The organism is Candidatus Babeliales bacterium, from assembly GCA_035944115.1.
Classification (GTDB): domain Bacteria; phylum Babelota; class Babeliae; order Babelales; family Vermiphilaceae; genus DASZBJ01.
On sequence record DASZBJ010000036.1, the window covers coordinates 1 to 25,284 of the forward strand.

Genomic DNA, 25,284 nt, shown 5'->3' on the forward strand with positions numbered 1-25,284 from the left:
GCCTGATTTTTTTATGAGTATGTTTTTTGAGGCTGGATTGCTTCGTAAACTCGCAATGACTACCGCAAAGTTTCTTGCTCTTCTAGCGTTCAAATACAGAAAAAGTTTCCATAGATTCTAAATTTGGTTCACACGGCCTAGATATCCATCCGCTCTGGCTAACAGATTTCTTGAATCGTCATATTCCAGCAGCGTTTTTGCTTTTTCTAATGTGCACCAAATAAAATCTTTATGCTCATGTGAAAGTACGGCAGGAACCGCTTCCGGCATCTGTGCAAGAAAAAAGATCGCTTCTTTTATATATTCCTGTCCGTCATAACTACATGTGTAAGTAATTGATTCTTTAAACATCGGATCGAGCGCTTGAACTGTTAAGCCAGCTTCTTCATGCAATTCTCGCAATGCAGCATCATAAATAGTTTCACCATGCTCTACCCTTCCTTTTGGAAAATCCCAATGTCCTTGGCTGTTGTGCAGCAGTAAGAACAGTCGCTCATTATTTGTTGTTGTGTGGAGTATAACGCCAGCAGAGTACATTTTTTTCATATTATTTCCCTAAAAAGTAGAGTTGAACGTTGAACCATCTGCGGGTCAAAAAGACGACCGCAGCAAAAATAAGACATAAAATTCCAGTCCAAAGCCAATAACCAATTTGAAACAGTAAGAAGTGAGCGATAGGTGTTGGCAGAAGGTGAAGTAGTTTTTCTATGTGCAGAAGTAGGAAGTAAAAGGGAAGAAGTATACAAGTGAGTTGTACCAAGTACTTGCCCATAAACAGAGCAAATTGGGCCGTATAAAAACGAAAGCTGTAATATCTACATAATACCCAGATAAAAAGAAGCGTTTGTACGATGGCAGCAATGGTAGTTGCAATGGCAAGCCCATATGCTTGATAGTGGTGAATGAGCAAAGCATTCAAACAGATATTCAAAATAGTGGTCCCGGCAGTAATGAGTGCGGGAACTCCGGTGACATGAATTGCGTAGTATAAGTTAAGCAAAATTTTATTGAGCGAGAAAAAGAACAGGCCGATTAAGAACGCTTGCAGTATCTGTCCTGCTTGTACCACTTGTTCCATCGAGAATTTATGCGAAAGAAACATGGTAGCAAAAATCTTTTCTGAGAAAAACGCCATGATTAATGCAACGGGAATGGTGACCCAAAAAACGAGCTTTGTTGTTTCAAGGAGATAAAAGTTGAGCCGTTTGCGTGCATATGATCCGACGCGAGCAAAATGGGGAAGCAGAATGGTAGAAAATGCGACCGCAAACATTCCCATAGGAATTCCCATAAATCGATTCGCGTAATAAATTAAAGAAATTGACCCTTCAGGAAGATAGGAAGCGAAACTGGTGTCGATAAACAAACTTATTTCTACGATGCTGATGCTGATGCCGCATAAAAATAGTTTTATCAGAATTGATTTAAAGGTATGCAACGATTCATTGGTAATGGCGCCAAATGAGAATTCAAGATTCCAGTAGGCGATCAGATGCATCAGAAATTGTACGAGTCCGGCAAACAGGACAAAAACGCAGAGATACGTAACGGGTAATTTGCATGCTAAGCAGATAATCAAGCCTACGATATATACGATGTTAAAAAGGACCGGAGAAAATGCGGGTACAAAAAAATGTCCTACCGATTGTAGAGCGCCAGCAAGCAGAGCGCTGCTTGAAAGAAAAAAAATAAGTGGCATTAAAATTCTTAAAAATGGTATTGCAGCTTCAATTTGTACAGGAGAAAATCCTGGTGCAATCAAGCCGAGAACGAATTGCGCTTGCCACATAACTAAACCGCATAGTAGAAGCGCCAGCCCTTCTAGTGCTATAAACGCGAGGGTCATTAAACTGTTAACTTCTGTCCATCGTTTTTCCCGTACCACGGTTACCAGGGTTGGAATAAAAGCGGCAGAAATTGCGCCATCTGCAAAAACTTTTCGTAAAGAGTTGGGGATTTTATAAGCGGTTAAAAATGCATCAGATACTGCGCCCGCTCCCAAATATCTAATCGTGAGAATTTCACGCACAACGCCGAAGATGCGGCTTAATAGGGTCGAAAGACTTATTTTTAATGTTTTTTCTATAATCGATTTTCTATGTAATGGTTCTTCTACTTTGCGAGAATGAGAGTCGTTGTTGTTTGGTGAGTTATTCATGGTAAACCTTTATGCGGTGGTAAATTGTCCGTTGTGTAGTCGCAGGATGCATTGCATGGATTGCGCAACGTATGCATCATGGGTGCTGATGATCATTCCCATTCCCCATTGCTTTTGACAGAGATGAAGAAAATTAACGATCGATATTTTTGTTGCTTCATCAAGATTTCCTGTTGGTTCATCGGCTAGAAGAAATGCAGGTTTATTAAATAGAGCGCGAGCAAGGGCAACTCGTTGCTGTTGTCCACCAGATAATGTTGCGGGATGCGCGTGCGCTTTATCACCCAGTTGAACTGCATCAAGGAGTTCATATGCGGTTGTTATAGATTCTTGATAAGAATTTCCTTTAATTAAACCTTTTAACGCAATGTTTTCAATGACCGATAGTTCATGTATTAGGTATGGTAATTGAAATAAAAGCCCAATGGATTGATTTAAATAGAGATTCCTCTCTGTTTGTGGGATTGATGTAATATCTTGATTGTTGTATAAAACGGACCCACTGCTTGGTTCGCTGAGTCCTGCAATCAGATGGAGAAGGGTAGATTTACCGGAACCAGATTCGCCCGTAATTGCATACGTGGAGCTTTGTACAAATAGTTTGGAAATATCATGTATGACTTGGATTAATTCGGATCCTTGCTCGAATTTTTTGGTAATGTTGCGTAGTTCAATAGTAGCAAGCGTCACGGTATTCCTTTATATGCTGGTAAAAAGCCCTTTTAAAATGGGTACCTATTGATTATATACCAAGCGAAGCGGTGATCAATAGCTCTTTTTTGCTCTTTTGGAAAAAAACTTCATGACTGACATACATAGTTTTAGTCTGTTTTTTGAATAATTGTTGTTTTCAAACAGACTCTTTTTCTAGAATAGGGGCTGGGTGAGTAGAAAATGTGACTTATTAATAGTAGGGGGAGTAAAATGAATTCATTGCTTGAAAGGAACATGCCAAGCTCCATTCCGGACGTATTGCCAGTAATACCGACAATGGATATTGTAGTATTTCCTCACATGTTAGTTCCATTATTGGTACTTGATGAGAAAATTATACAAGGCATTAATGGTGCGCTCCAAGATTCAAAACTTGTATTATTACTCGCTGCGCGAGGTGAAGTTGATGGACAAGGAGCAATTGGTACAAAAGATTTGTATCAAGTGGGTACTGTGGCATCAATTATGAGGCTGATTCGTTTACCAGAAGGAGGTGTAAAAGTTCTGGTACAAGGAATAGCAAAAGCACGCGCGGTCAATATAGTTGCTGAAAATGAAAGTTTATATGCATCAATTCAACAAGTGCAAATGCCGCCGGTTAAAAATCAAGAAGAGGTTACAGCCCAGATTAGAAACATTAAAGATTTAGCAGAAAAAATTAGCGTGAATGGGCAATTATTTAGTCCAGATTTTCATATGATTCTTTCAAAAATGCAGGATCCTGAAAAAATAGCTGACTTTATTTTGTCTCATTTAAGTATCAATGTAGAAGAATCTCAACAATTACTTGAAGCTTCAACCTTGCAAGAGTTTTTGTCTGGGATTTATTTACAATTGAGCAAAGAGATTGAAGTTGGGGAAATGCAGGAGAAGATAAAAAACAGCGCTCGTGATTCTATGAACAAATCGCAAAAAGAGTTTTACCTGCGTGAACAGCTTCGTGCGATTAAAAAAGAGTTGGGCGATGAAGATGAAGAGGAAATAGAGAAACTTAAAGATCAACTTGATCTTTTACAGGTATCTGATGATATTAAAAAAGAGGTTAAGCGTAATATCAGTCGATTAGAACGAACCTCACCAGATTCTATGGAAGCATCGGTAATCCGTACCTATTTGGAATGGATTTTTGCATTGCCGTGGGGTAAAAAGACGACTGACAACCTTGATCTTGCTCATGCAAAACAGGTTCTTGATGAAGATCACTATGGGCTTGCAGATATCAAAGAGCGAATATTAGATTTTATATCGGTGCGTAATCTTAAGGCAGAAGATGGATTTGCACCGATTCTTTGTTTTGTTGGTCCTCCAGGGACAGGCAAAACATCGTTGGGTAAATCGATTGCAAAAAGCTTGGGTAGAAAATATGCACGAATTTCACTTGGCGGTGTAAAAGATGAAGCGGAAATCCGTGGGCATCGTAGAACCTATGTTGGTGCGCTACCAGGTAGATTTATTCAGGCACTTAAAAAAGCGAATTCGTTGAATCCGGTTATTATCATCGATGAACTTGATAAAATTGGTTCAGATTTCCGTGGAGATCCATCAGCTGCAATGCTTGAAGTTCTTGATCCACAGCAAAATGTTACTTTCTATGACAACTATTTAGGTATTCCTTTTGATTTGTCAAAAGTGATGTTTATTGCAACAGCAAACAGCGTAGACACTATTTCAGCGCCACTTCGTGATCGTATGGAAATAATTGAGCTTTCAGGATACACCCTTGAAGAAAAGATTAATATTGCAAAGCAACATTTGGTGCAAAGAGCGATTAGCGATGCGGGTCTTGACGGTCAAGCGGTGAAATTTAATGATGCTATTTTGGCACATTTGATTATGAGCTATACAAAAGAGTCTGGCGTACGACAATGTGAGCGAGTAATACAAAAGCTTTGCTCAAAAATAGCACGTTCATTTGTAGAAACTAAAAAGATTGAGCCGATTGCTATTAAAAGTGTAGAAAAATATTTGGGACCACGAAAATATGCATCGGACGCTGCACTGCAAAGAGATCAGGTTGGTATTACTAACGCATTGGCATGGACATCATATGGCGGAGAGATGCTTAAGATTGAAGCGATTATGATGCCAGGAACGGGAAAATTAATTTTAACTGGTCAGTTGGGTGATGTAATGAAAGAATCTGCGCAAGCAGCGATGAGTTATGCACGAGCACATGCAAAAGAGTTTAACATTGCAAACAGTGTGTTTACGCAAAATGATTTTCATATACATATTCCAGCGGGAGCTATACCAAAAGATGGTCCATCTGCAGGAATTACCATGCTAACATCAATTCTTTCAGCACTTACTAATCGACCAATTAATGGGCAGTATGCAATGACCGGTGAGTTGAATTTACGCGGTGAAATTATGCCAATCGGTGGTGTAAAAGAGAAGATACTCGCTGCAAAACGCAATAAAGTAAGTCATGTTATTTTGCCGTCGCAAAATAAGAACGATTTGATAAATATGGAAGATATTGCAAAAGGGATCACTCTTGTATGGGCAGATCATGCTGATGACGTGATCAAGCAGGTATTATCGGCAGTGGTTGTGGTTGATAAGAAACATAAGGCGCGTATATAAGCCATGAAGATATTGAGTATTGGTGGCGCAACGTATGATATATTTCTTACAACAGGCTGTTTGCAAACAACAACGATAAACCAAGACTGTTTCGTTCTCTTGCAAGAAGGACGAAAAATAGACGTAGAATCAATCAGATACTGTTCAGGTGGCGGAGCGACAAACTCCGCCACTTTGTTTGCTCGCTTGGGTTTTCAGGCGCATGCAATTTTTAAAATTGGCGATGATTGTGCTGGCGCTTTTATACAGGAGCAGTTACGAAAAGAAGGAGTTGTGCTGCATCATGCCGTGGCTCATGGTAGTGCAACGGGATGTTCCGTGATAATGCCGTGTCCATCAGGAGATCGTACGGTATTGGTATATCGTGGTGTTAATCTATTGCTTAATCAGCAGGACATTTCTCTTGATCTGCTTGCGCAACAGGATCAGATTTATATAAGTTCATTGACGGGTCAATCTGCAGCACTGCTTGGTTATGTAGCAACTCAAGCGAAGCAGCGAGGTATTCCCGTGGCGGTAAACCCAGGGAGCCATCAGTTGCAGAAAAATGTGCGTAGTTTGTATGACGCATTGCCTGCCATTGATATTTTAATTTTAAATTCATATGAAATGCAGTTATGTATGCAGGCGATTATGAAAATTGATTATGGATTGTGTGATCAGTTGCAAAAAAGAAAGCCGCCGAATGGTCCTGGCACTATGCCGGCATTGCTGACCAAATTGTTTACGCACAATGATATGAGCTTTAATTTGTATGATTTTTTTGCTGCTATCCATGCACGAGGTGTAAAAATCATAGCAGTTACTGATGGTGCATGCGGGGTATATGCGGCATCTGCAGGTACTGTTCTATTTCATCCAAGCTTGTCGGTTCCGGTTTTAAATACTGTTGGCGCTGGGGATGCATTTGCATCCTGTTTTGTTGCACAGCTTGCTCGCGGGCAATCAATTGAATATGCAATGCGAGCGGGGATTATTAATAGTGCATCGGTGATTCAATGTTCTGACGCAAAAGAAGGATTGCTTGATCAAGCGGGAATTGATGCCAAGATGGCAGAGTTGAATCAGGCGTTGCTACAACGGTTTGAGGGGTAAGGTCGCGCTCATGCTGAGCGCATGATTACCTGGATTGTCGCGCAGGCTCGCAACGGCTGCGGGAAATACCTTATGCAAGAATCCAAGTCTTCCTATTATGCTAAAGTTTTCGACTTCGCCAAGACTACGACGGACAAGGCGCAACGACAACTAGGGACTCTTATGTTTTGGAGTATATCGGTTGTGTGTTGTAAGTTATTTTTAAATAGGAAAAAGAGTTCCACTTCTCAGCGGTAGTTAGAGAATTCATCAGAAGGTCAATTTGTTATCTTATGTGCAGAAACAGTTTTTCCGTTGATGGACTTTGCTTATTTCGCAAGATATTTCCCACAGTCGTTGCGAGTTTACGAAGCAATCCAGATTATTGTGCGCTCAGAATGAGCGCGACCTTTTAGATCGAATGCACTCTCTCACAACTCTTCGTATAAATCGTCCCAATAGGGGTTCATTGTTTCAATTAAGTCCAGTTTCTGTTTTCGCGATCCACCCTTAAGCTGTTTTTCTCGTACTATTGCAGATTCCATGGTTTCATGGAATTCATAAAATACTAATAATTTGCAACCATATTTTTCTGTGAAGCCCTTAACGAGACCGTTTTTATGCTCATAAATTCGTCGTGCAAGATCAGCGGTGACGCCAACATACAGCGTGCCATTTTCTTTGTTCGTAAGAATATAAACTGTCGACTGTTTCATGACATAACGAGCGTAACAAATGTAACGTTAAATCTTTTTATTCTTCGTTGCAGCCATAACAAGCAAAATACCTGCGGCAACCGAAACGTTATAAGAAATATCAGTTGTTTTTTGTGGTATGGTTACGTGCGTACCGGAACGGTATAAAGATTTAGATATCCCTGTCCCTTCGCTACCCATGACAATGCACAGTGGCCCTTTGAATGCGCAATCAATGGCGCTTTCACCTTCAAATGTTGCCAGATAGAGCTGATATCCTGCTTGGGAAAGATCTTGTGCAGCAGCTTCAATCGATGGGGCTTCGTAGATTTGTAGATGTTCTGCAAATCCGGCAGAAGCTTTATGCGCTGCGGCGTTAAGCGGAGCAGCTTGTTTTTTGATAAGAATAATGCCATCAACCCCAGCACAGTACGCAGATCGTAGGATTGCTCCCAAATTGCGAATGTCCTGTACGCCATCAAGCATCAGTAAGAATGGGGATTTGTCTGAAGAAAAAAACTGTTTACGAAACGGATATGCATCAGCCCACGCCAGTATTCCTTGGTGATCAGCTGAACCTGCAATGCGAGCAAGAACGTCTCTTGTTACATATTGAATGTTAATAGGATACTTAGGGAGTAGTTTTTCAATGGTAGGCCATATCTTAAGTACAGGTTTCACCGTATAAATAGATATGATCTTACGCCGTTTGGCTTTCAGGAGCTCAAGAACCGAATGGGTGCCATATACCAGTTCGCCTTGTGTTTTTTCTTTTTTCTTCATAAACCTTAAAATAACAAATTTTATGGAATATGCCTATTTTTAAAGTGAAAGTAGCCGGAATTGCTTCCAGCTACTTTTGGCTTTCTCATTGTTTAGACTGATATCATTTTAGTCAGCAAGTTCTCGTGCAAGTCTCATTGCGGCATCTTCGTCTTCGCCTGTTTCCCCTTCTTCTGTTGCCGCATTTGTTTTTTTCTGTTGCTCTGCGATCGTTGCTTTCATAGCTTTTTCAGTCGTTGTAGCAAAGAGCGTTGGGTCTTTCTCTACTAATGTATTAATTTCTTTTGCTCTTTCTTTACGGTAATCCTGGTATGACATATCATACCATGTAACCATACTGGATTTCCCTAGTTTTCTAAACTCTTGATCTACATTTTCTACCTGATCTTGATCAAGTGCATGTAAAATAACGATTAAATCATTTTTTATCTTTGGCTCTGTTGATTTACTTAAAAGATACCTGAATGTCCTGCGATACCCCGCATCATCTTTTAAGATTGATTCATTAAATAGTTTCTGAATTAATGCATCGGCATATTGCAGTCGCAGTTCCGGTGTTACTCCTGGTTGAGCCGCGGCTGATGCTTCTGGAGCTGGCGTTACTTCTGGTTCTGCAGTTGCTGCGGTAGGTTCTTGTGTAGCCTGGGCGGAGGCTGGTGTAGCGGTAGGTTCTTGTCTTCGAGTGCCCATGATTTTGAGCGCTAAGGTTTGCCGTAATATTAAATATCTACGTTTAATTTCAGGGAAATTCATTGCTTTTGCGTTGTTGTATATGTCCGATGGGAGGTTAGAAAGTATAGCTAGTGCTTTATCAATGTTTCGTGCAGTACTTTGCAGGACGCTTAGGTCATTCAGGTTAGGCATCTTTTGTGCAATATCGCCTTGAATAGTCTTGAGTTGTGCTAAGTTGTCTTGTATCAGTTTTTGTGCATCAGTTTTGGTAGCTGCTAGCTGGTCAGGGGTGATGTCTGCAATTTCTCCCTTGAGTACCTTATATAATGTTTCCTGTTGCGCTTTGTTTGCCTCATATTCCTGATAAGAGTAATCAGATATTTGTAGGGTTTGCTCATATATGATGCTCGCTCGTGTCTGCAAATAATCGCTCAATCCATTGAGATCGTTTTTGCTTAGATAATTAATGAATATCGTTTTTATGTTTGTTTGTACTTGAGGTTTTACTGGTTCCGTGAGCACGTTTGCAAAATACGATCGGTAGATTTTATCTTCTATCAATGGTTTGGTATTAAATAAGGTCAGCACGAGTGTATTGATATATTCTCTAACGATTTCGTCGCCCGCGGTTGCTACAGCCGCTTCTTTTCTTTCTTCCTCTTTTGGTTTATATGTTAATAGCAGTGGTGTTTGTTGTGGTGATGCAGGTTTTTCAGTTCCGGCTGCAGCTTGAACCTCTTCTTCAGTTGTTACACCGGCAGGTAATGCTATTTCTGGAACTTTGCCTGTTTCAGTTCTTGTTTTTTCCTCTTCTTGTAATGCTTGCTGAACTTCTTTTTCAGCAGTTTTAGTTGCTTGAGCTGCTATTTCTTGAGCTTGCTGGGCAGCTTGTACTGCTACTTCGGCTTGCAACGTCTCAACTTTGAGTTTAGTAATTTCAAACAACGGGAATATGTTCTGCTCGATTACGAATTGTTGTACCTGTTTTTTGAATCCTTTCTCATAATCTTCAAGCCAGAAATCCGATCCATAGACAGTTGAGCTTGGTTGATCTTCAAATATTTGATTGATTGGGCTAATATTATTTTGTGCGAGATTCTCAAGAATAGGCTTTAGATACTTATTTTTCCTTTCGACTGCTCCCTCTAAGATCCATCTAAATGTTCTGCGATGTTCTTCATGGCTGAAGATTTGTTGTTGATACAGCTTTTGGATTAATGCATCTACATATTGCACGCGAAGTTTATTATATTCTGCAGTTGCGTCGACCGTTTCTTGCGTCAGATTAGGGAATATATTTTCATCTTTGATGAATGTGTTAAGTAATGTTCTATAATCGGGTAACTGCGCTTGAGCTGCTGTTCCACTGTTTCGATATTCATCATATGAAAGATCCGATCCGAATCCGAACCATCCGGCTCCTAATTTTGCAAAAATCGCATTGACTGTGGGAACGTCTCCTTGCGCAAGAGCTTTGAGGATATTTGTAAGATTCGCTCTTTTATCGGCATCAATGTCGACATCTTTTTTAAGTTCATCAAGAAGGCCTCTAAATGTTTTTCGGTAGCCTAAATCTGTAGCTAAAACGGTATCTTCATAGAGTGTTTTGATTAAGATATCGGCATAACGCTTGTATAGTACTTGTTGTTGTAAGTCATAAGCTGATGCTCCTTCTGCTTCTTCTCGGGCTGCTTGTATGTCTGATTCTCTTAATTCTGCTACTTGTTTCTCTTCAAATTCCCTTCTTGCTTCTTCAGATTTAGAAGTTTGAGCTATTTCTGCGACTCTACGTGTTCGCTCTTCTTCAGCAAGTTGTTTTGCTAATTCTCTGTTTTTTGCTCGTTCTGCATATTCTTCTCCACGGGCTTCACTTGCTGCTACAGTTGCTTCTGCCAATCTTTCTCTACGCTCTCTATCTGCTGCTACTGTTACTCGTTTTACGCGTTCTTCTCTTTCTAGTCGTTCTTCTGCTTGTATTTCACCTTCAGCTTTCATTTCTGCTTGTCTTTCGCGTTCAGCACGTGTTCCTGCTTCCGTTTCGCGGATTCCTTTTTCTGCTATTGCCTGTTGGCGTCTTGCCTCTCTTTCTGTTTTGGCTTCTGTTTCCGCTTCTTCTGCTCTTGCCTGTTCCTGTCGTAGTCGTTCAGCTCGTTCTTCGGCTCTTTGCTCTGGTGTTTTTGCCACTTCTTGTTCCACTGCTTGGATTTTCTCTTGCGTTACTCTGTCTTCTGCCGGCATAAACGGGAAGATGTTGTTTCTCAGAACAAACTGTTCAAGTTGTGTTTTGTATTCTTTTTCGTAATCCGTGTAGTCAAAATCATTGCCAAATCCAGAACTTTGCCTGAATTTTGAGAAAATATTTGTGTTAATGGACTGAGCATCATTGGCTGCAAGGTATTTAAGAAGATCTTTTAAATAAGTAATTCTTGTTTCGTCATTTATCTTTATCCCTTGTAGAATCCATCTGAAATCCTGTTGTCTTGGTCGGCTTTCGGAAAGAATAGGATATGTGTATAATCTTCGTATTAAAGCATCGGTGTATTGTAGGCGAAGATCATCGTATCCTGCTGTTGCTTGTATGAATTCTTCAGTAAGGTTCGGGAAAAGATTGTCTTTGATAGCAAATTGTAGAAGATCGCTTTTTAATGGAAGATTGCCGTACGTGATGTAGTTGAAAGGTTCCTCTGTAATAAATTTTTGAGCTTGTCTCTTTTGTAAATTGATTTCGACTGATTGCATGTCTCCCTTCGCAAGAGCGAACAGAATATCCCTAAGAGTGGCTTCACTTATACCGTCATCTAATTGTTTTAATAATCCTCTGAAGACTCTTTGGTATTCTTCATTGTTGTCTAATAATGCTACATACAGTCGTTTAATGAGTGCATCTATGTATGGTGTATATAATTGTTGTTTGGCCAAATTGGTTTGATAAACTAGTAGTTCTTTGTCTTTTAGCGCCTGTTTTTCTCTAGCAATTCTATTTAGAGCTCGTTCTTCTGCGTGTCGAGCTTTTTCTGCTAATGCTTCTCGTGCTTTTTGTTTTTCTAAACGTTTTGCTCGTTCTTGTTCTATTTTCTCTGCGGCTTGCTCAGCTGCTCTTGCTTGTTGTAGGCGTTCTTCTTCCGCTACTCGTGCAACTTCGGCTTTTTCTGCAAGTTCTTGTATTTGTTTTTCTTCTGCTTCTCTTGCTTTCTGTGCAGCAGCTTCAGCATCTCTAGAAGCTTGTGCGGATTTTTTTGCAGCTTCTTCTTCTGTGATGCGTTTTAATTCTAATGCTACTAGCTGGTTCACTGCATCTTGTGCCGCTTGTTTTTTAGCTACAAGGTCTTGCGCAGTACGGTCTTTTTCTGCTTGAATAACAGCTCTTTGTTGAGCTTGCTCAGCGGCTTGACGTTCTTGCTCTGCTTTTTGAGCGCCTAATTTAGCTTTTGCTTCTTCGTCTCGCGCTTGCTGTGCCAATCGTTCTTGCTTTATTTGCTCTTCTTGTCGTTTTTGCGCTTCTTGTTGTTGACGTTTGGTTTCTTGCGCAGCTTTTTGTCGAGCTAATTCAGCTTGTCGAGCTTGCTCTAGAGCTTGTGCTTCTTTTTCTGCAGCGAGTCGTGCTGCTTGTGCCCGTTGTGCTGCCGCTGCTTTTTCTTGCTCTGCTCTTTCTTGGGCTGCGCGAGCTTCTTGGGCACGTTGTGCTTCTTCGTCTTTTGCACGTTGAGCTTCTGTTGCTGCTTGCTCTGCTGCTATAGTAGCTTCTCTTTGTCTTTGTTCAGCTTCAAGACGTTTAGTTTCTTCTTGTAGTCGCTTTTCCACTGCTTTTTTATCTTCTTCTTCAGCTTTTAAAAGCACTTGAGCAATATGCTTTTGTTCTTCTTGTGTTACTTTCTGTTCACGAGCTGCTCTGTCTCTGTCTTCAGCATCTTTGAGTTGTTTTTTTGCTAGCTCAGCTGCTTGTTGAGCTTTTCTTTCATCTTCTTGCGCCTGTGCTGCTTGTTGCGCTGATTGTTTTTGTTCTTCTTCTCTTTGTCGCACTAACACTTGTTTACGTTGCGCTTCTTCTTCGGCTTGTTTTTGTGCTTGTTCTGCTGCTTTAACTTCTTCTACTCCTTTTCTTAGCAATTCAGCTTCCCGTTCTAGAAGGGCTTTTCGATCTTGTTCTTGTATACGTTTCAGTTCTTCTGCTGCTTGTTTTTGTGCTTGTTGTGCTGCTTTAACTTCTTCTATTGCTTTTCTTTCTAACTCTGCTTGCCGCTCTAGAAGGGCTTTTCGATCTTGTTCTTGTATACGTTCCAGTGCTTCTGCTGCTTGCTGTCTTGCCTTTTGATCGGCTTGAGAATTTCGTTCGTCCTCCTGCTGTGCTCGGCGAGCTTGCTCTCGTAAGCGAGCTTCTTTTTCCATAGCGCTTTGTTCGATTGTTCTTTGTGTGGCTATTTTTTCTTCTCGTTCTTGTGCTTGGCGAGCGCGTTCTCTTGCTCTTGCAAGTTCTGCATCTTGTCGACGTTGCTCTGCAGCTGATTCTGCTTCTCGTTGAGCCGAAGTTGCTCGCGGTGCCATAATGATAGGGGTTGTACGTGGTGCTGCCGATCTAGTTACAGGTGCTGCCGCAGGTCTTGCAGCTGGCGCAGGCCTTACGGCAGGTCTCGCTACGGGCGCTACAGCTGGGCGTTGTACTGGTGCTGCTATTGGTCTAACCACAGGTCTAACTGCTGGCATGCCAGCCGGAGCCTTGGCGAAGGCTGGTCGAGCTACAGGTGCAGGTCTTACGGCTGGCGCTGCTACTACTGGTCGCATGCGAGCCGGAGCCTTGGCGAAGGATGGCGCTGGAGCCGGTCTTACCGGAGTTACTGCCGGTCTTGTTACAGGTCTTGTAACTGGTCGAGCTACAGATGCAGGTCTTACCGGTGCTACTGCAGGTCTTGCAACTGGTCGAGCTACCGATGCAGGTCTTACGGCTGGTGCTGCTGGTCGCATGCGAGCCGGAGCTTTGACGGAGGATGGTACTTGTGCAGGTCTTACGGCTGGTCTAACTACAGGCGCGGGTCTTACTGCTGAACGACCTGGGACTGCGACTTTTGATTTAATCGGTGCTAATGTATTATTCCATCTGGTAACCTGTGCCTGAGGCAATTTGCCTTTCATATTCTTTATTAGGTCGGTTTTTAATGCTTCAAGTGCTCTTGGGGTTAAGGTTGTAGTTTCTTTATTGAGCTTTGCTACGAAGGAGTTAAGAAAATCCTTGTCTTCTATCCATCGATACGTTCCCGGTGATCTGAGTGCTTCTTTTATGAGCCCGACTGCTTGTGTAGCATTAGCTCCATAATACTGCTCGCTTAAGGCATCCATGTGTCTTTCGGCATCCATTTGTCTTTGACTTGCTGCAAATGATGGTGCGGTCGCCAGGGTGCAGAGCGCTAAAATTGCTAGATATATTATATTTTTCTTCATTATAAAACCCCTATTATGAATGTATTAAAAACCTTTTAATATTATTATTTTATTTGTTCATATATTGCTTCATATCTAATCTTATGGAAATCAATGTGATAAAGTCAATGGTTTTTCTATTCAGCCTGAAAACTTCATTTGGTTTTTTAATTGATAGGGGATTGTTGAGTTGCGTGTGGATTGGCAAGTAGGGAGTAAGAGGAGAAAAAAGGCCGGAAGTTTTGCCTCCGACCTTTTAAACATTCGTTTTTTATGATTTTGCTATTTTTACAGTCCGCCTGAGAATCCTTCAGACCATCCAGATGCGCTTTCTGCGGCTGCTGTAGCTGCTTCAGTTGCAGCTTCGCCAACATATCCGAGGGATTCTGACCATGCGCCGAGCGATGCGCCTATTTCAGCGATTGCATCTCCAAGCGTTGACCATCCGCCCATCATTCCATATTGTGCAAATATATTAGCCATTACTTCAGGAGTTAGTGCAGCAACAGATTCATCGATAGATTCTCCTAGTTGTTTTAATAGTGAAGCGTCATTTGCAACGGTTTGCGTATCGCCGGCAGTTACCGCATTTTTCGCCGATTTAATTGTTTCTTGAGTCGTGTCGACTAATTGTTGTAAATCTGCCATTTTGCTAACTTCTTCAGGACTTAAATCAGCCATTTCAATTTTTCCTAGGGTGACGTCATAGGGTGCAATGGCACGTTCTGTTTGTGCAAGGGCTGTGTCAATTTTGGCAATTGTGGCAGGTTCTTCATCAGATGTAGAGGTTTGTAACCATTTTAATGCACTATCAAAGTATCGTGATGCTGCTGTTGAGACTTTACTAGCGAGTGTTGGTTCTTGCACCGTGAGTTCACTTCCTACATCCCCAAATGCCTCTTCTGGAGCATCTGCAGATACAAGTTGTCTTTCATACAATGCTTTTTCGATGGCAGTTCTTGTAGCACCTTCTCGTGCAGCTAGATTGGCCGTTTGAGCAGCCATTTCTGCCTCTGCATCAAGTTGGGCGTTGCTAGTAGCTGTTGCTTGTACTTGTCGAGCAGCTTCTTGTCGAACTTCTGCTCCTTCTTCTATAGCATTTCCTGGGGTGAGTCGAGGTGTTGTTGGGTATAAGCTTTCTAGCCTTCTCATTTCTGTTATGTCTTGGACTCGAGCCACCTCTTTAGCGGCAGCTTGTTGAGCTTCCGCTTGGGTTTGTAGTCGTGCTAATATTGCTTGTCTATTTGCTTCGCTTGCTGCGGTGCGTTGTGTTTCCACAAATGTACTGGTTTGAGGTGATTCTTGTAACGTTGTTGGAGATGTATCAGATGCTACCGGTTTGATTGTTGGAGTCCAGGGTTCTTGATTAGCATAGCCTTGTTCTCGCATGCTTCGTGCGGCCTCATGAGCTGTTTGAACCGCTGTTTCTCGAGCGATTTGATCGGCAGCAGTCAATGCTATTCCGGTACCAAGCGCTCCTGTATATGCCGTGGTCGCTTTTTTCTCTGGAGTTCCTTTATAGTATCCAACTATTTCTGCTTCCGCTTCTTGCTCGGCACGCTGTTTTGCTTCTTTTTCTTGTTTTGCTTTTGTTATTCTTACTTCTTTTGCGATTAGCGCTCCTGGAATATCTTTAAAAAAGCCAGGTAATTCTGTTGCTACGAATGTTTCAAGTGTGTTTTTGAGCGGACTTTTAAGATAATCATCATAGGTAAAATCTGCGCTAAAGAAATTTCTACTTATTCCTATGTTGTTTCTAAAGATGTTATTCACGTCTGCTATTGCAGAGGACCCTGAAGTTTTTAGGTCCTTTAGAATATTGGTAAGATTTGTTTTGCTGGTCTCATATTTAGTAGCATCTGGGCCGGTCTCATATGCAGTAAAAGAATCTGGCTTGTTATCTCTGATGGTTTCTAGTAACCATCTCCATGATTTACGATATCCAGCAGAGTTATTTAAAATTGATTCATTATTGAGCCGCTGAATTAATGCGTCGAGTTGTTCTTTGTTTCTGGGGTTCAGTGATGATTGTGCAGCAAAATTGGATGTTGCAGCAAAGGCGGTGAGCCCGAGAATGGTTAGGTATAGTAACTGTTTTTTCATTATAACACTCCTATTAACGGTAGAATGAGTTTATTCCATTATAATTATCTACTTACAATTCTATATGAAATTATTTTTAAAAATCAATAGATTGAATAATTCTGTATTGGTTCCCTATTGGATACAAAGAGAGAGGGATTGAGATTTATAGCTCTCTTTCCCCCCTCTTTAATACCTTATTTTTTACTTAACAGGCGCGATTGGCACGATTTGGTAGGTAACAGCTGGCGCTGCCCATGTGCCTTGGAGCATATCTTTGCCATCATGAATAGTACTGATATTCCAATATTTTTTGCCATTAAGCATCTCTGCTGTACCTATGCGTGGATCCTGTGAACTATATATGAGTTCATTTTTAATAGTTCCCTTATTTTCGTAATAATCTGCATATACCTTTACGCCCCCTTTGGTTACCTCTATCACGCCATTGCGTGGATGAGGGGCAGCAGCATATGATGTGTCAGCCACAACGCTGATAAATGTCCCATCTTCATTTTTTATTATGACTGGTACTTCTCCGACTGGAGAATGACCAACTATAAGCTTGTTAATAGCATCTTTCAGTAACTGTGCTATAAGTTTGTTACTCATCGGTGCTAAATTTCTATCCGGTCCGAACGGTCGCACTTGTACAACGCTATAGGGGTTTGGTGTAGTAGGATCCCAGATTTGTAGTCCATCTTTATTTATAATAATAGTTGGTTCTTGGTATTCAACAATTGGCAAGGCGCCATCAATATTTCCTTTCAGAGCATCTTTGATGCGATCTTGTCCCCATCTATTTAGAGCGGGAATCCACTCATCTGTATTAGCGATTGTTTTGGCATCGTTCCTGCCTTTTGCCGTTTCGGGTACATAACCGAAGTTTTTTTCAGCAATACCGCCGTGCATAAAGAGAGTTCCTGTCGCTTTATCCCAATGAATGAGCTCTGCAAGTTGTAGATATTGAGCAACTAAACCACCTGGGCTTACAAATGCTATGTATGCATCATATGCTTGCTTATCTGTTGCAGCATTAATTTCTTTTTTGAAATCATCAAATGCATTTTGATCTGAGACGATTTTATCATCTTTGATGAGCATTCCTGCGCCGAGAGTTTCTTGCATTAAAAATTTTAGTTTTAAGATTTTATCTGTTTGTGGATTTTTTCCATGAGTGTACTCAGTAGGCACTCCGTCTATAGAGGCAAGTTGCATTTCTTTTCCATCGGCGGTAGTAACTTTTTTATTGAGCCAATTTTTAAATGCAGGCTCCCATCCAGAAAGTCTGAATCGATTTGGCCAGAATTTAGTAGTGTCTTCATCCATTTTAAGTGCAGCATCAGTCAGTTCTTTAAGTCCAAAGAAACGGAGTTTGTTGATGTCTCTATTGCCCATGATCAGGGTTACTTGATTTGGATAGGTGCGTTTTAGATGGATAAGAAATTGGAGAACCCACTTGCTGTTGGGGCCCTTATCTATTGAATCACCAAGGAATATCAGCTGTGTATTATTTCCTCGTAGTGTTGCTTTATAATCGGTAGGATCATTTGGATTTAAGACAAGAATATCGCTTTTTTCAGCAAATGTTTTTACCTTTTGTATGGTTCCTTCAATATCTGCAATGACATGGATTCTAGTTTCATTATCTGCAGGGGTTTCAATAAGATTTGGTGGGGGTAGTAGTTCTTTATTTGCTTGGGTAATTACCTCGTTCATTGTAGCAATCGATGTTGTTGTAAAGAGATTTGCTTCTCGGACAAGCGTTTGTAAGATGTTTTGATATGATTGATTTTTGTATGATTTGCTTAAGTAATCTTGAAACGAGAATAACGCTGCGTTTGGTTTACGTAAAAATGCAGGGAGCTTATTGATCTGTGTATTCACCTCTTTCATATCGCCTACAGAAAGAGCACGCATGAGAGTGGTGAGTCGTTTTTTTATGTCTTGATATTGGTACGTCGCTTTTGTTCGTTCCCATGATTTCTTCGGTGCATCTTTAATTATTTGTAAGGCGGATTCAAAGGTCGTGCTGAGTGATGGATTTTGTTTCATCATTGAACGCTCAAACAGTTGCTTAATCAGTGCATTAACATAACTATTTTTTATTTCCTCACTGTTTGCTGAAGGTGCTGCGATTGCTCTTGGCAGTGTTGGTAGAGGCATGCTTTGTATATGTTTAGTTTTTTCGTATAGTTGGGTAGCAAGTAGTTTTGCTTCTTTGATATTTTTAACCGCATTAAAGGCATTCGTTCTTAGTTGATCAACCTCTTGTTGTGATAAAAGACCATGATTTGCTTCAAAAGAGAGTCTCGTAATAAACAGTTGGATGCTCTGGCTTAATGAAGGTATCTGTTTTTGCGCTGCAAAATTGTTTATGTCATTAAGCAGCATTCGTGCGGTTATGCTATTTTTGTTCATCATTATCGGTTGTGGCATCTGGGTGCTGGCCGTAAAAGATGACCAGGGAAATACTATGCTGAGTCCAAGCGCTGTTGCGTATAATAGTTGTTTTTTCATTACAATCTCCTTATTAAATGTATAATTTCTTTATTCTATTTTTTTTATCCTGCTGCCGCTGCCATCGGTGCTATGCGATATTGGACCGCAGGCACAGACCAAGTCCCTTGAAGCATGTCTTTTCCATCATGAATAGGGCTGATATTCCAGTATGTTTTTTTATCAATAACTTTTGATACCCCAACACGTGGATCTTTTGAACTGTAAGTAAGTTCATTTTTTGTTACTATATCGTTATTCATTTTGTCCTTACTCGTTTCATAATAATCGGCGTATATAGTCGCACTATCTTTGGTGATTTCTATGACTGCGTTACGGGGGTATGGTGCACGGGCATATGAAGTATCGGCAGCAATAGAAATAAAGCCTTTTTCCCCTTTTATGATAACAGGCACTTCTCCTACTGGTGAATGTCCAAATACAATTTTGTTAACGCCAAGTTGAATCAATTTTTTAACTAGTTTCGGATCGAGCGCTTTTAAATTTTTATCTGGTCCCCATGGGCGAGCTTGTACAACACTGTATGGATTTGGTTTGTTTGGATCCCAAAAGATTAGGCCATCTTCTTCTTTTGTTTCTGGCTCTTGATACTCAATGAGTGGCAATACTCCATTAACATTTTTTTTGATGCCATCTTTTATGCGGTCTTGCGCCCAATGATTTAAATTGTTAACCCATTGGGGTATATTATTTTCTATTTTTTGTATTTTGCCATTACCTTTTACTGTTTCAGGGATATATCCAAAATTTTCATTTGATAGGCCGCCATGCATAAATAATGTGCCGGTATGTTTATCAAAATGTATAATTTCTGCCAGCTGTAAGTATTCCATGACAAGGCCTTTGGGCCCTACGAACTCCATATATTTATTAAAAGCTTCCTCATCAGTTTTGGCTTTACTTTCTTTTTTGAAATCATCAAATGCATTTTGCGGTGATGTTATCTCTCCGGTTTCTCGATTAAAAGCGAGTCCTGCTCCGAGAGTTTCTTGCATTAAAAATTTTAATTTTAAAATTTTGTCAGTTGTGGCAAGTGTACCATTGGTGTAAATACTTGGAGTTCCATCAACAAGGTTTAATTTTTGCATCTCTCCGGTTTTTTTGTTTAGTTTCCCTTCGAGCCATTCATTAAACAGGTTTTCCCAGCCGCTCAATCTAAATTTGTTTGGCAAAAATTTATTCGCTGTGTCTAATTTAATTGCTTCATCGGTTAATTCTGAAAGCGCATGAAATCGTAGTTTATTGATGTCTCTATTTCCCATGATGAGTGTTACTTGTTTTGGATATCGTTTTTTTAAATGTATAAGGAATTGTAATACTTGTCTGTTATTTGGCCCTTTATCAAGCGCATCACCAAGAAAAACGAACTGTGCATTTTTATTTTGTATTGTAGCTTTGTAATCATTTGGATCATCGGGGTGTTCAAAAAACACAATGTCACTCTTTTCGACAAATGTTTTTACTTTATCCCAATTGCCTTCAATATCAGCACTGACGTGAATACGAGGTCTTTCATCAGCTTGTAAAGGTGCTAATTGTGCAAGTAAAGAGTCCATTAATTGTTTTTTTCTTTTTTTAATTTTTTTTATAGCTTTGATTGCTTTAGTTTTAATGGTTTGTAATTCGTGTGCGGTGAGTGTCTCTTCATTGTTTTCTTTGTTTAGTTGTGTAATAAAGGTGGTGAGATTGGCCGCGATCCATTGTTCCTGCCCTGCTTGTGCAGCTTCATCAAGTAATGCAACCATTTGCATAGCAGTTGTATTGCTGTCTTTCATAGTTTGCATTATGCGACGCATAGCATTTGCATTTCCTGCAAAAACGGAAAGAGGGATTATATATAGCGCGAGAGTTAGGGAATACAGTATTTTTTTCTTCATTTTACAACTCTTTTTATTAAATTTTTTTATAAAACTTTGTCCTTTTTTACCGTATTGTCGCTATGAAAGCGTCTATTTCAGCTTTAGATATGTTTGGAAATAGATTCGCATTATGTACTAAAACTTGCAGCATAGTCTGGTACAGGATGTCATTGTATTCTCGGCCTAAATATCCATTGTAGGTGAGTGGTGTGGTGATAGGTGGATAGAGTGGGTCTGGTAATGGATCAGGCAGAGAGCTAATGAGTTGATTGACAGCTGCCATATTATTGATTGCAAGATTGCGTAACAGATCAAAGAGTCGTGCCTTGTATTCGTTTGCTTGACTTAAAACAGCATTAGGTACTGTTGGCGGATTGTATGCTCTTTGTAAGGCTGCAGCAAGATTGATAGCTTGTTTGTTTATAGAAGCAAAAGATTGTTGTGCTTCAGCAGGATTTTGAGCAGCATGAGAAGCATTAGTAGTATTGATATATTGTAGGTTTGATTCTTTATATAATTTTTTTACTAATGCATTTACGTAGTTGTCCAAATCGTGTTCTGTTGCGGCTTGTTGTGTCATAGATGATGTGGGAGGAGTAGTGAACGTTTGTGGCGCGTAATAAGGAGTATTTATTGGGGCTGTTGGTTGCGTCATGGGAGAGGTGTGAGTTGGCGGTATAATAGGAGCTGCAGCTTTGAGTGTTGATGCTGCTATCATAACGATTCCAACCGCGATTGGATATACAATTTTTTTCATGAAACTTCCCCCCTATAATTGGAAATAGCGCCCACTATTTTGTAGTGGGCGCTATCGATCTCTCTTTTATGGTGTTGCTTGTGTTACTGAATTCATCTCTAGTTTTGTTGTGTTTGGAAATAGATTTGCGTTGCGTACTAATTCTTGTAACATGCCTTGGAATTTCATTCCAGATACACCAGTATCTAAGCTTAGATAATTCTGATATACAAATGATGTTCCCATGAATGTATACAGCCCTGCTCCAGTAGAAGGAGTTGGGAGTGCCTGCAGTTGTGCGTCGAGTGTGGTGATATCGTTTGCAGCTGCGCTACGCATAATATCTAACAAGCGTTGTTTGTAGTCAGTTGCTTGGGCGTCTTGTGTTGCTGGAGCATAGCTTCTGTGAATAGCAATTGCAAACCTTGTGCTTGCTGTGTCTGCGGCGATATTTGGGGCCCAGGTGTTACCAGCATTTTTCAATATTGATTGTTGGTATATTCTTCTTACTAATGCATCAGTATAGGCATTAATATCGCTTTGTGTTACTGGTGAAACTACAGCATCAATTTCTGCTTTTGTTATATTTGCAAAAAGATTTGCATTTCGTGCTAATGTTTGCAGCATTGTTTGATATAGTTTGCCGTTATACTGTTTGCTGTAATAATTCAGAAGTGTAAATACTGTGTTAGTTGGTGTAGGTGTATAGAGAGGGCTGACAATAGGTGTTGGCATTATAGCTATTTTTAGATTGACTGCTCCCCAATCATTTGCGGCAATACTTGTCAAAAGATCTAACAGGCGTTGTTTATAATCATTCGCTTGATCTAAAAGAGCGCCAGCCGTTGTCGGTGGGTTGAAGCTTCGTTCTATAGCAGCTGCAAAGCGATTACTCTTTGCGATTGCACTGTCCTTACTTGTAGTGTCTTGCAATGCTGCAAAAGAAGCAGCATCAAGAGCATATTTCATATCAGAAGTTCTATACATTTTATCGACTAATGCATTAATGTAATTGTCTCTATCTTGTTGTGTTATCTGTGGAACAACCGGTGTTGGTTCAGGGGTTGGAGTTGGCTCTGGCGTTGGTGTAGGAGTCGGCGTCGGTTGAATGCTAACGATATCATAAGTTAATGCCGCTAGTTTATTACCAAGCACAACACCTTGACTCGTTTTACCTTTAATATTTCTAATAGCTGTAATAGCATTTGTTCTTAATTGATCAATTTGTGGTTGCGATAATGCTTCAGATTTTGCTTCTAGTCTCAGTCGTGTATCAAAAGTTTTTAAATGAAGCTCTATTGGTTGGACTTCTCCATTAGCAGCAAGAGTTTTGAAATACCCTATCATTTGTGTTGTAGTAGTAAGCTTATTTTTCATAGCTGAATCTATTGAACGTAGTTCAGTTGCGTTGGCTGCAAAGCTGGGTGGCGATTGCAGTAGGCTGAGCGCCACGAGGGCTCCGTATAGTAGATTTTTTTTCATCATAACAGTCCTTTATTAGTATGGTTATTATAATTAATACTTCTTTTATAATTATCATATAGAAATTAAAACTCAAAAGTCAACAGTATTAAGGCCTCTTATTTGAATTTAAAGAAATGAAGAGATTTAAAAAGGGGATAAACCCATTGTAGGGTATCGAGTTGGCTGTTTTGAAAGAAAATCGCCCACTTGCTGTGTGCAAGCGGGCGATTTCAGTTATAGACGGCTAAAGTCACGTCGTAGCGTAATTGCAGACGAATTATGGAACTGATTGGATCGTGGCTGTTATGGTAGCAGCCGACACGTTTTCAAACAATCGTTCATCCTGAATAAATTGATGTACGATGCTTTGATAGGTTTTATTGAGTGGCGACATTCCCAGATATGATGGGTAGTGGAATCCGTAGGTAATGGCAGGCGCTGATGATGGGTTGGGCGATAGCGCTGGGCTTGCAAGCAGTTGAGAGAGCTGTGTGTTTACTGATTTAATATCATCCATTGCAAGGCTATTCAGAAGTGCTGTAAAGCGTGTTTTATAAATGGAGTAAGCAGCCATCAGCCCAGATACAAAGGATACTTGATAGATGTTTCCTATGGTATTTAAAACGTTTCTAAAGTCAAAACTAAGTTTATTTGCAGTGCTGAGTGGGTAACCGGGCGAGACAGGGCCGACATCTTTTAAGGTTGATTTTTGATACAGACGTTTAATGAGTGCATCAACATAATTATTTCGATCTTGTTGGGTAATGGCCACATTTGAAGGTGCATATGATTCTACTGCTTGAATGGTGGCAGTAATTTCAGTTTTTGTTTTGGTATCGAATAGTTTTTCATTGCGTGCAAATTGTTGAATTATTAATTTATATGGTACGCCGTTATAGGTATTAGTTAAAAAATCCTGATAGGTGAATGGTGCAGCTACAATCAGTATAAATGCGGGATATGTAGTGGTGGAAGGTGCCGGTAGTTCATTCACTACACGTCTTGTTGTCAGGACTATATCGTTTGTCGCAAGGCTACGTAAAATATCTGCTACGTAGGATTTATAATTATTATGTTCTGCTGAAAAAGTTGAAAGTGGTGGAGGAGTGCCAATTGCTGCCAGAGCAGCTTTAAAGCGATTGCTTGCTTTTACAATTTCGCTATTTTGATCTTTAAATGATGTTCCAAGGCCATTGAATGTTGTTTGGTATAATCTAGACATTAATGCCATAACGTAGTTATCGAGATCTTGCTGGGTTACTGCGGTGCTCGTTGGCGTTGTTGGACCTGGCATCGGGTCCCTAGAAACTGCTGCTATAGTTGCGTTTATTTCTTCTAATGTTGTTCCATCGAATAACTTCTCAGTTCGTATGAATAGTTGCAAAATCGTTTGATAGAGAATGGAATTATATTTTTTAGTTAAATAATCTTGATGACTAAACGGTGCTGGGTTCAGAGTGTCGATAACCACGTATGGGTTTGTATCAGGGAGTAGATTGAGTTGCGCATCGACTTCTGCAAGGTTATTTTCTGCAAGATTGCGCATAATAGCAAGTACACCATTTTTGCATTGCTTCTGTCGGTCTATCCTTGTTTGATTTGCTGTAGTTGAAGCAGTTAAAATCATTCCTAAAGCCGCTCGAAATCGTTCACTTACTAGGATCACATTACTGCTTGGGGAATTCTCTATATTTTTGAGCATTGACCGTTGATACAGCCTGAGTGTTAACGCATTGATATAATTATTAAGATCTTGTGGAGTTACGGGATTTACTGGCTTAGGCTCTGGTGTTGGAGTTGGTTTTGGTTCAGGAGTTGGTTCTGGGGTCGGCTTTTTTGGAATGAGTTCTGGGGCTGGTGTAACACCATCTCTATGTTTGAGTCCTTGTACCAAATGGCGTAGATCTTGTGCGATTGCTTTACCTTGCTTAGGTTTATTTCTGAGCTTTTCAATACCTGCAGCGGCTCTTTCTCCTATGTGCTGTGCTTCTTGATAAGATAGAGCGCCTCGCTCAGCTTCATCTCTGAGTTTGTGTACGAATATGGCTACTTTCATACGTACCCATTGTTCTTCACCTGTTGATGCTGCTTCTACGAGCAATGAAGCCATTTGTGCTGCGGTGGCGGTTTTCTTTTGCATTTCTTGATTGATTCTTTTCATTACGACTGCATTGGCAGCAAAACAGTTTGTTGGTAATACAATACTGAGCACAAGGAGCACCATGTATAACCTGTTTCTCTTCATAGCCCCATCCTTATTTTTTATAATTAAAATCCCTTTTATGATTAACCCTATAGAATTGGTTGGTTTAAAGTCAATGATCGATCGATTCTAATTGGATTTTAGGCGGCTTTTGTGATGGATCTTGTTTCTTGGGTATGGGTATGATTAGGTTCTGTTGAGTTTTTATCGTAACCATAAACATGCTCCCACAAATGCAAGAAAAGACAGGAAATTGCGCTTTGATTTATCAAAACGTGAAAAAACCCGTCTAAAATGTTTCATTTTTCCGAAGCAACATTCTATTA

At 40.3% G+C, this 25,284-nt stretch carries 15 protein-coding genes; 2 read left to right on the plus strand and 13 right to left on the minus strand.

Going from position 1 to position 25,284, the window contains the following annotated elements:
- Nucleotides 1-117: 117 nt before the first annotated feature.
- Genes VGT41_04225 through VGT41_04235 form a run of 3 tightly spaced genes read right to left on the minus strand, consistent with a single transcriptional unit; the run spans nucleotide 118 to nucleotide 2,848 of the window.
- A complete protein-coding gene (locus VGT41_04225; GenBank protein HEV2601480.1) occupies nucleotides 118-546 on the minus strand; it encodes an NUDIX domain-containing protein in 429 nt (142 codons plus the stop codon).
- Nucleotide 547: 1 nt separating this feature from the next.
- On the minus strand, nucleotides 548-2,158 hold the full coding sequence (gene murJ / locus VGT41_04230; GenBank protein HEV2601481.1) for a murein biosynthesis integral membrane protein MurJ: 1,611 nt from the start codon (nucleotides 2,156-2,158) through the stop codon (nucleotides 548-550).
- A 9-nt stretch (nucleotides 2,159-2,167) separates the two neighbouring features.
- On the minus strand, nucleotides 2,168-2,848 hold the full coding sequence (locus tag VGT41_04235) for an ABC transporter ATP-binding protein (GenBank protein ID HEV2601482.1): 681 nt from the start codon (nucleotides 2,846-2,848) through the stop codon (nucleotides 2,168-2,170).
- A 234-nt stretch (nucleotides 2,849-3,082) separates the two neighbouring features.
- Between VGT41_04235 and lon the strand changes: the two genes are divergently transcribed.
- Both lon and VGT41_04245 read left to right on the plus strand, forming a co-directional pair.
- The gene (gene lon, locus VGT41_04240) at nucleotides 3,083-5,458 is read left to right on the plus strand and encodes an endopeptidase La (GenBank protein ID HEV2601483.1); all 2,376 of its coding nucleotides are present in this window, start codon (nucleotides 3,083-3,085) and stop codon (nucleotides 5,456-5,458) included.
- A gap of 3 nt (nucleotides 5,459-5,461) precedes the next feature.
- Entirely contained in the window at nucleotides 5,462-6,553 is a 1,092-nt protein-coding gene (locus VGT41_04245) for a carbohydrate kinase family protein (GenBank protein HEV2601484.1), read from the plus strand.
- Nucleotides 6,554-6,963: 410 nt separating this feature from the next.
- Here VGT41_04245 and VGT41_04250 read toward each other — a convergent pair whose 3' ends face one another.
- The 10 genes from VGT41_04250 to VGT41_04295 form a co-directional block, all read right to left on the minus strand.
- On the minus strand, nucleotides 6,964-7,248 hold the full coding sequence (locus VGT41_04250; protein HEV2601485.1) for a GIY-YIG nuclease family protein: 285 nt from the start codon (nucleotides 7,246-7,248) through the stop codon (nucleotides 6,964-6,966).
- Between the two features lie 27 nt (nucleotides 7,249-7,275).
- Nucleotides 7,276-8,010 carry an RNA methyltransferase gene (locus tag VGT41_04255; protein ID HEV2601486.1) on the minus strand — a complete coding sequence of 245 codons (735 nt, stop codon included), beginning with the start codon at nucleotides 8,008-8,010 and terminating at the stop codon, nucleotides 7,276-7,278.
- Nucleotides 8,011-8,118: 108 nt separating this feature from the next.
- Nucleotides 8,119-14,115, minus strand: coding sequence for a hypothetical protein (locus VGT41_04260; GenBank protein HEV2601487.1), 5,997 nt, complete (start codon nucleotides 14,113-14,115; stop codon nucleotides 8,119-8,121).
- 267 nt (nucleotides 14,116-14,382) lie between these two features.
- Nucleotides 14,383-16,197 carry a hypothetical protein gene (locus tag VGT41_04265; protein HEV2601488.1) on the minus strand — a complete coding sequence of 605 codons (1,815 nt, stop codon included), beginning with the start codon at nucleotides 16,195-16,197 and terminating at the stop codon, nucleotides 14,383-14,385.
- A gap of 183 nt (nucleotides 16,198-16,380) precedes the next feature.
- Entirely contained in the window at nucleotides 16,381-18,696 is a 2,316-nt protein-coding gene (locus tag VGT41_04270) for a metallophosphoesterase (GenBank protein HEV2601489.1), read from the minus strand.
- A gap of 44 nt (nucleotides 18,697-18,740) precedes the next feature.
- Nucleotides 18,741-20,573 (minus strand): metallophosphoesterase, encoded by a 1,833-nt coding sequence (locus VGT41_04275; GenBank protein HEV2601490.1) that lies wholly within the window; start codon nucleotides 20,571-20,573, stop codon nucleotides 18,741-18,743.
- Between the two features lie 46 nt (nucleotides 20,574-20,619).
- A complete protein-coding gene (locus tag VGT41_04280; GenBank protein ID HEV2601491.1) occupies nucleotides 20,620-21,312 on the minus strand; it encodes a hypothetical protein in 693 nt (230 codons plus the stop codon).
- 66 nt (nucleotides 21,313-21,378) lie between these two features.
- The gene (locus VGT41_04285; protein ID HEV2601492.1) at nucleotides 21,379-22,776 is read right to left on the minus strand and encodes a hypothetical protein; all 1,398 of its coding nucleotides are present in this window, start codon (nucleotides 22,774-22,776) and stop codon (nucleotides 21,379-21,381) included.
- Nucleotides 22,777-23,032: 256 nt separating this feature from the next.
- Nucleotides 23,033-25,000, minus strand: a complete 1,968-nt coding sequence (locus VGT41_04290) for a hypothetical protein (GenBank protein ID HEV2601493.1) — start codon at nucleotides 24,998-25,000, stop codon at nucleotides 23,033-23,035.
- A gap of 162 nt (nucleotides 25,001-25,162) precedes the next feature.
- Nucleotides 25,163-25,284: IS5/IS1182 family transposase (locus VGT41_04295; GenBank protein ID HEV2601494.1), on the minus strand; the 122-nt coding region annotated here is incomplete at its 5' end.

Bases quoted from the DNA above. Each gene is read 5' to 3' on its own strand.
- VGT41_04225 (HEV2601480.1), bottom strand. From the start codon at position 546: ATGAAAAAAATGTACTCTGCTGGCGTTATACTCCACACAACAACAAAT.
- murJ (HEV2601481.1), bottom strand. From the start codon at position 2,158: ATGAATAACTCACCAAACAACAACGACTCTCATTCTCGCAAAGTAGAA.
- lon (HEV2601483.1), top strand. From the start codon at position 3,083: ATGAATTCATTGCTTGAAAGGAACATGCCAAGCTCCATTCCGGACGTA.
- VGT41_04245 (HEV2601484.1), top strand. From the start codon at position 5,462: ATGAAGATATTGAGTATTGGTGGCGCAACGTATGATATATTTCTTACA.
- VGT41_04250 (HEV2601485.1), bottom strand. From the start codon at position 7,248: ATGAAACAGTCGACAGTTTATATTCTTACGAACAAAGAAAATGGCACG.
- VGT41_04255 (HEV2601486.1), bottom strand. From the start codon at position 8,010: ATGAAGAAAAAAGAAAAAACACAAGGCGAACTGGTATATGGCACCCAT.
- VGT41_04260 (HEV2601487.1), bottom strand. From the start codon at position 14,115: ATGAAGAAAAATATAATATATCTAGCAATTTTAGCGCTCTGCACCCTG.
- VGT41_04265 (HEV2601488.1), bottom strand. From the start codon at position 16,197: ATGAAAAAACAGTTACTATACCTAACCATTCTCGGGCTCACCGCCTTT.
- VGT41_04270 (HEV2601489.1), bottom strand. From the start codon at position 18,696: ATGAAAAAACAACTATTATACGCAACAGCGCTTGGACTCAGCATAGTA.
- VGT41_04275 (HEV2601490.1), bottom strand. From the start codon at position 20,573: ATGAAGAAAAAAATACTGTATTCCCTAACTCTCGCGCTATATATAATC.
- VGT41_04280 (HEV2601491.1), bottom strand. From the start codon at position 21,312: ATGAAAAAAATTGTATATCCAATCGCGGTTGGAATCGTTATGATAGCA.
- VGT41_04285 (HEV2601492.1), bottom strand. From the start codon at position 22,776: ATGATGAAAAAAAATCTACTATACGGAGCCCTCGTGGCGCTCAGCCTA.
- VGT41_04290 (HEV2601493.1), bottom strand. From the start codon at position 25,000: ATGAAGAGAAACAGGTTATACATGGTGCTCCTTGTGCTCAGTATTGTA.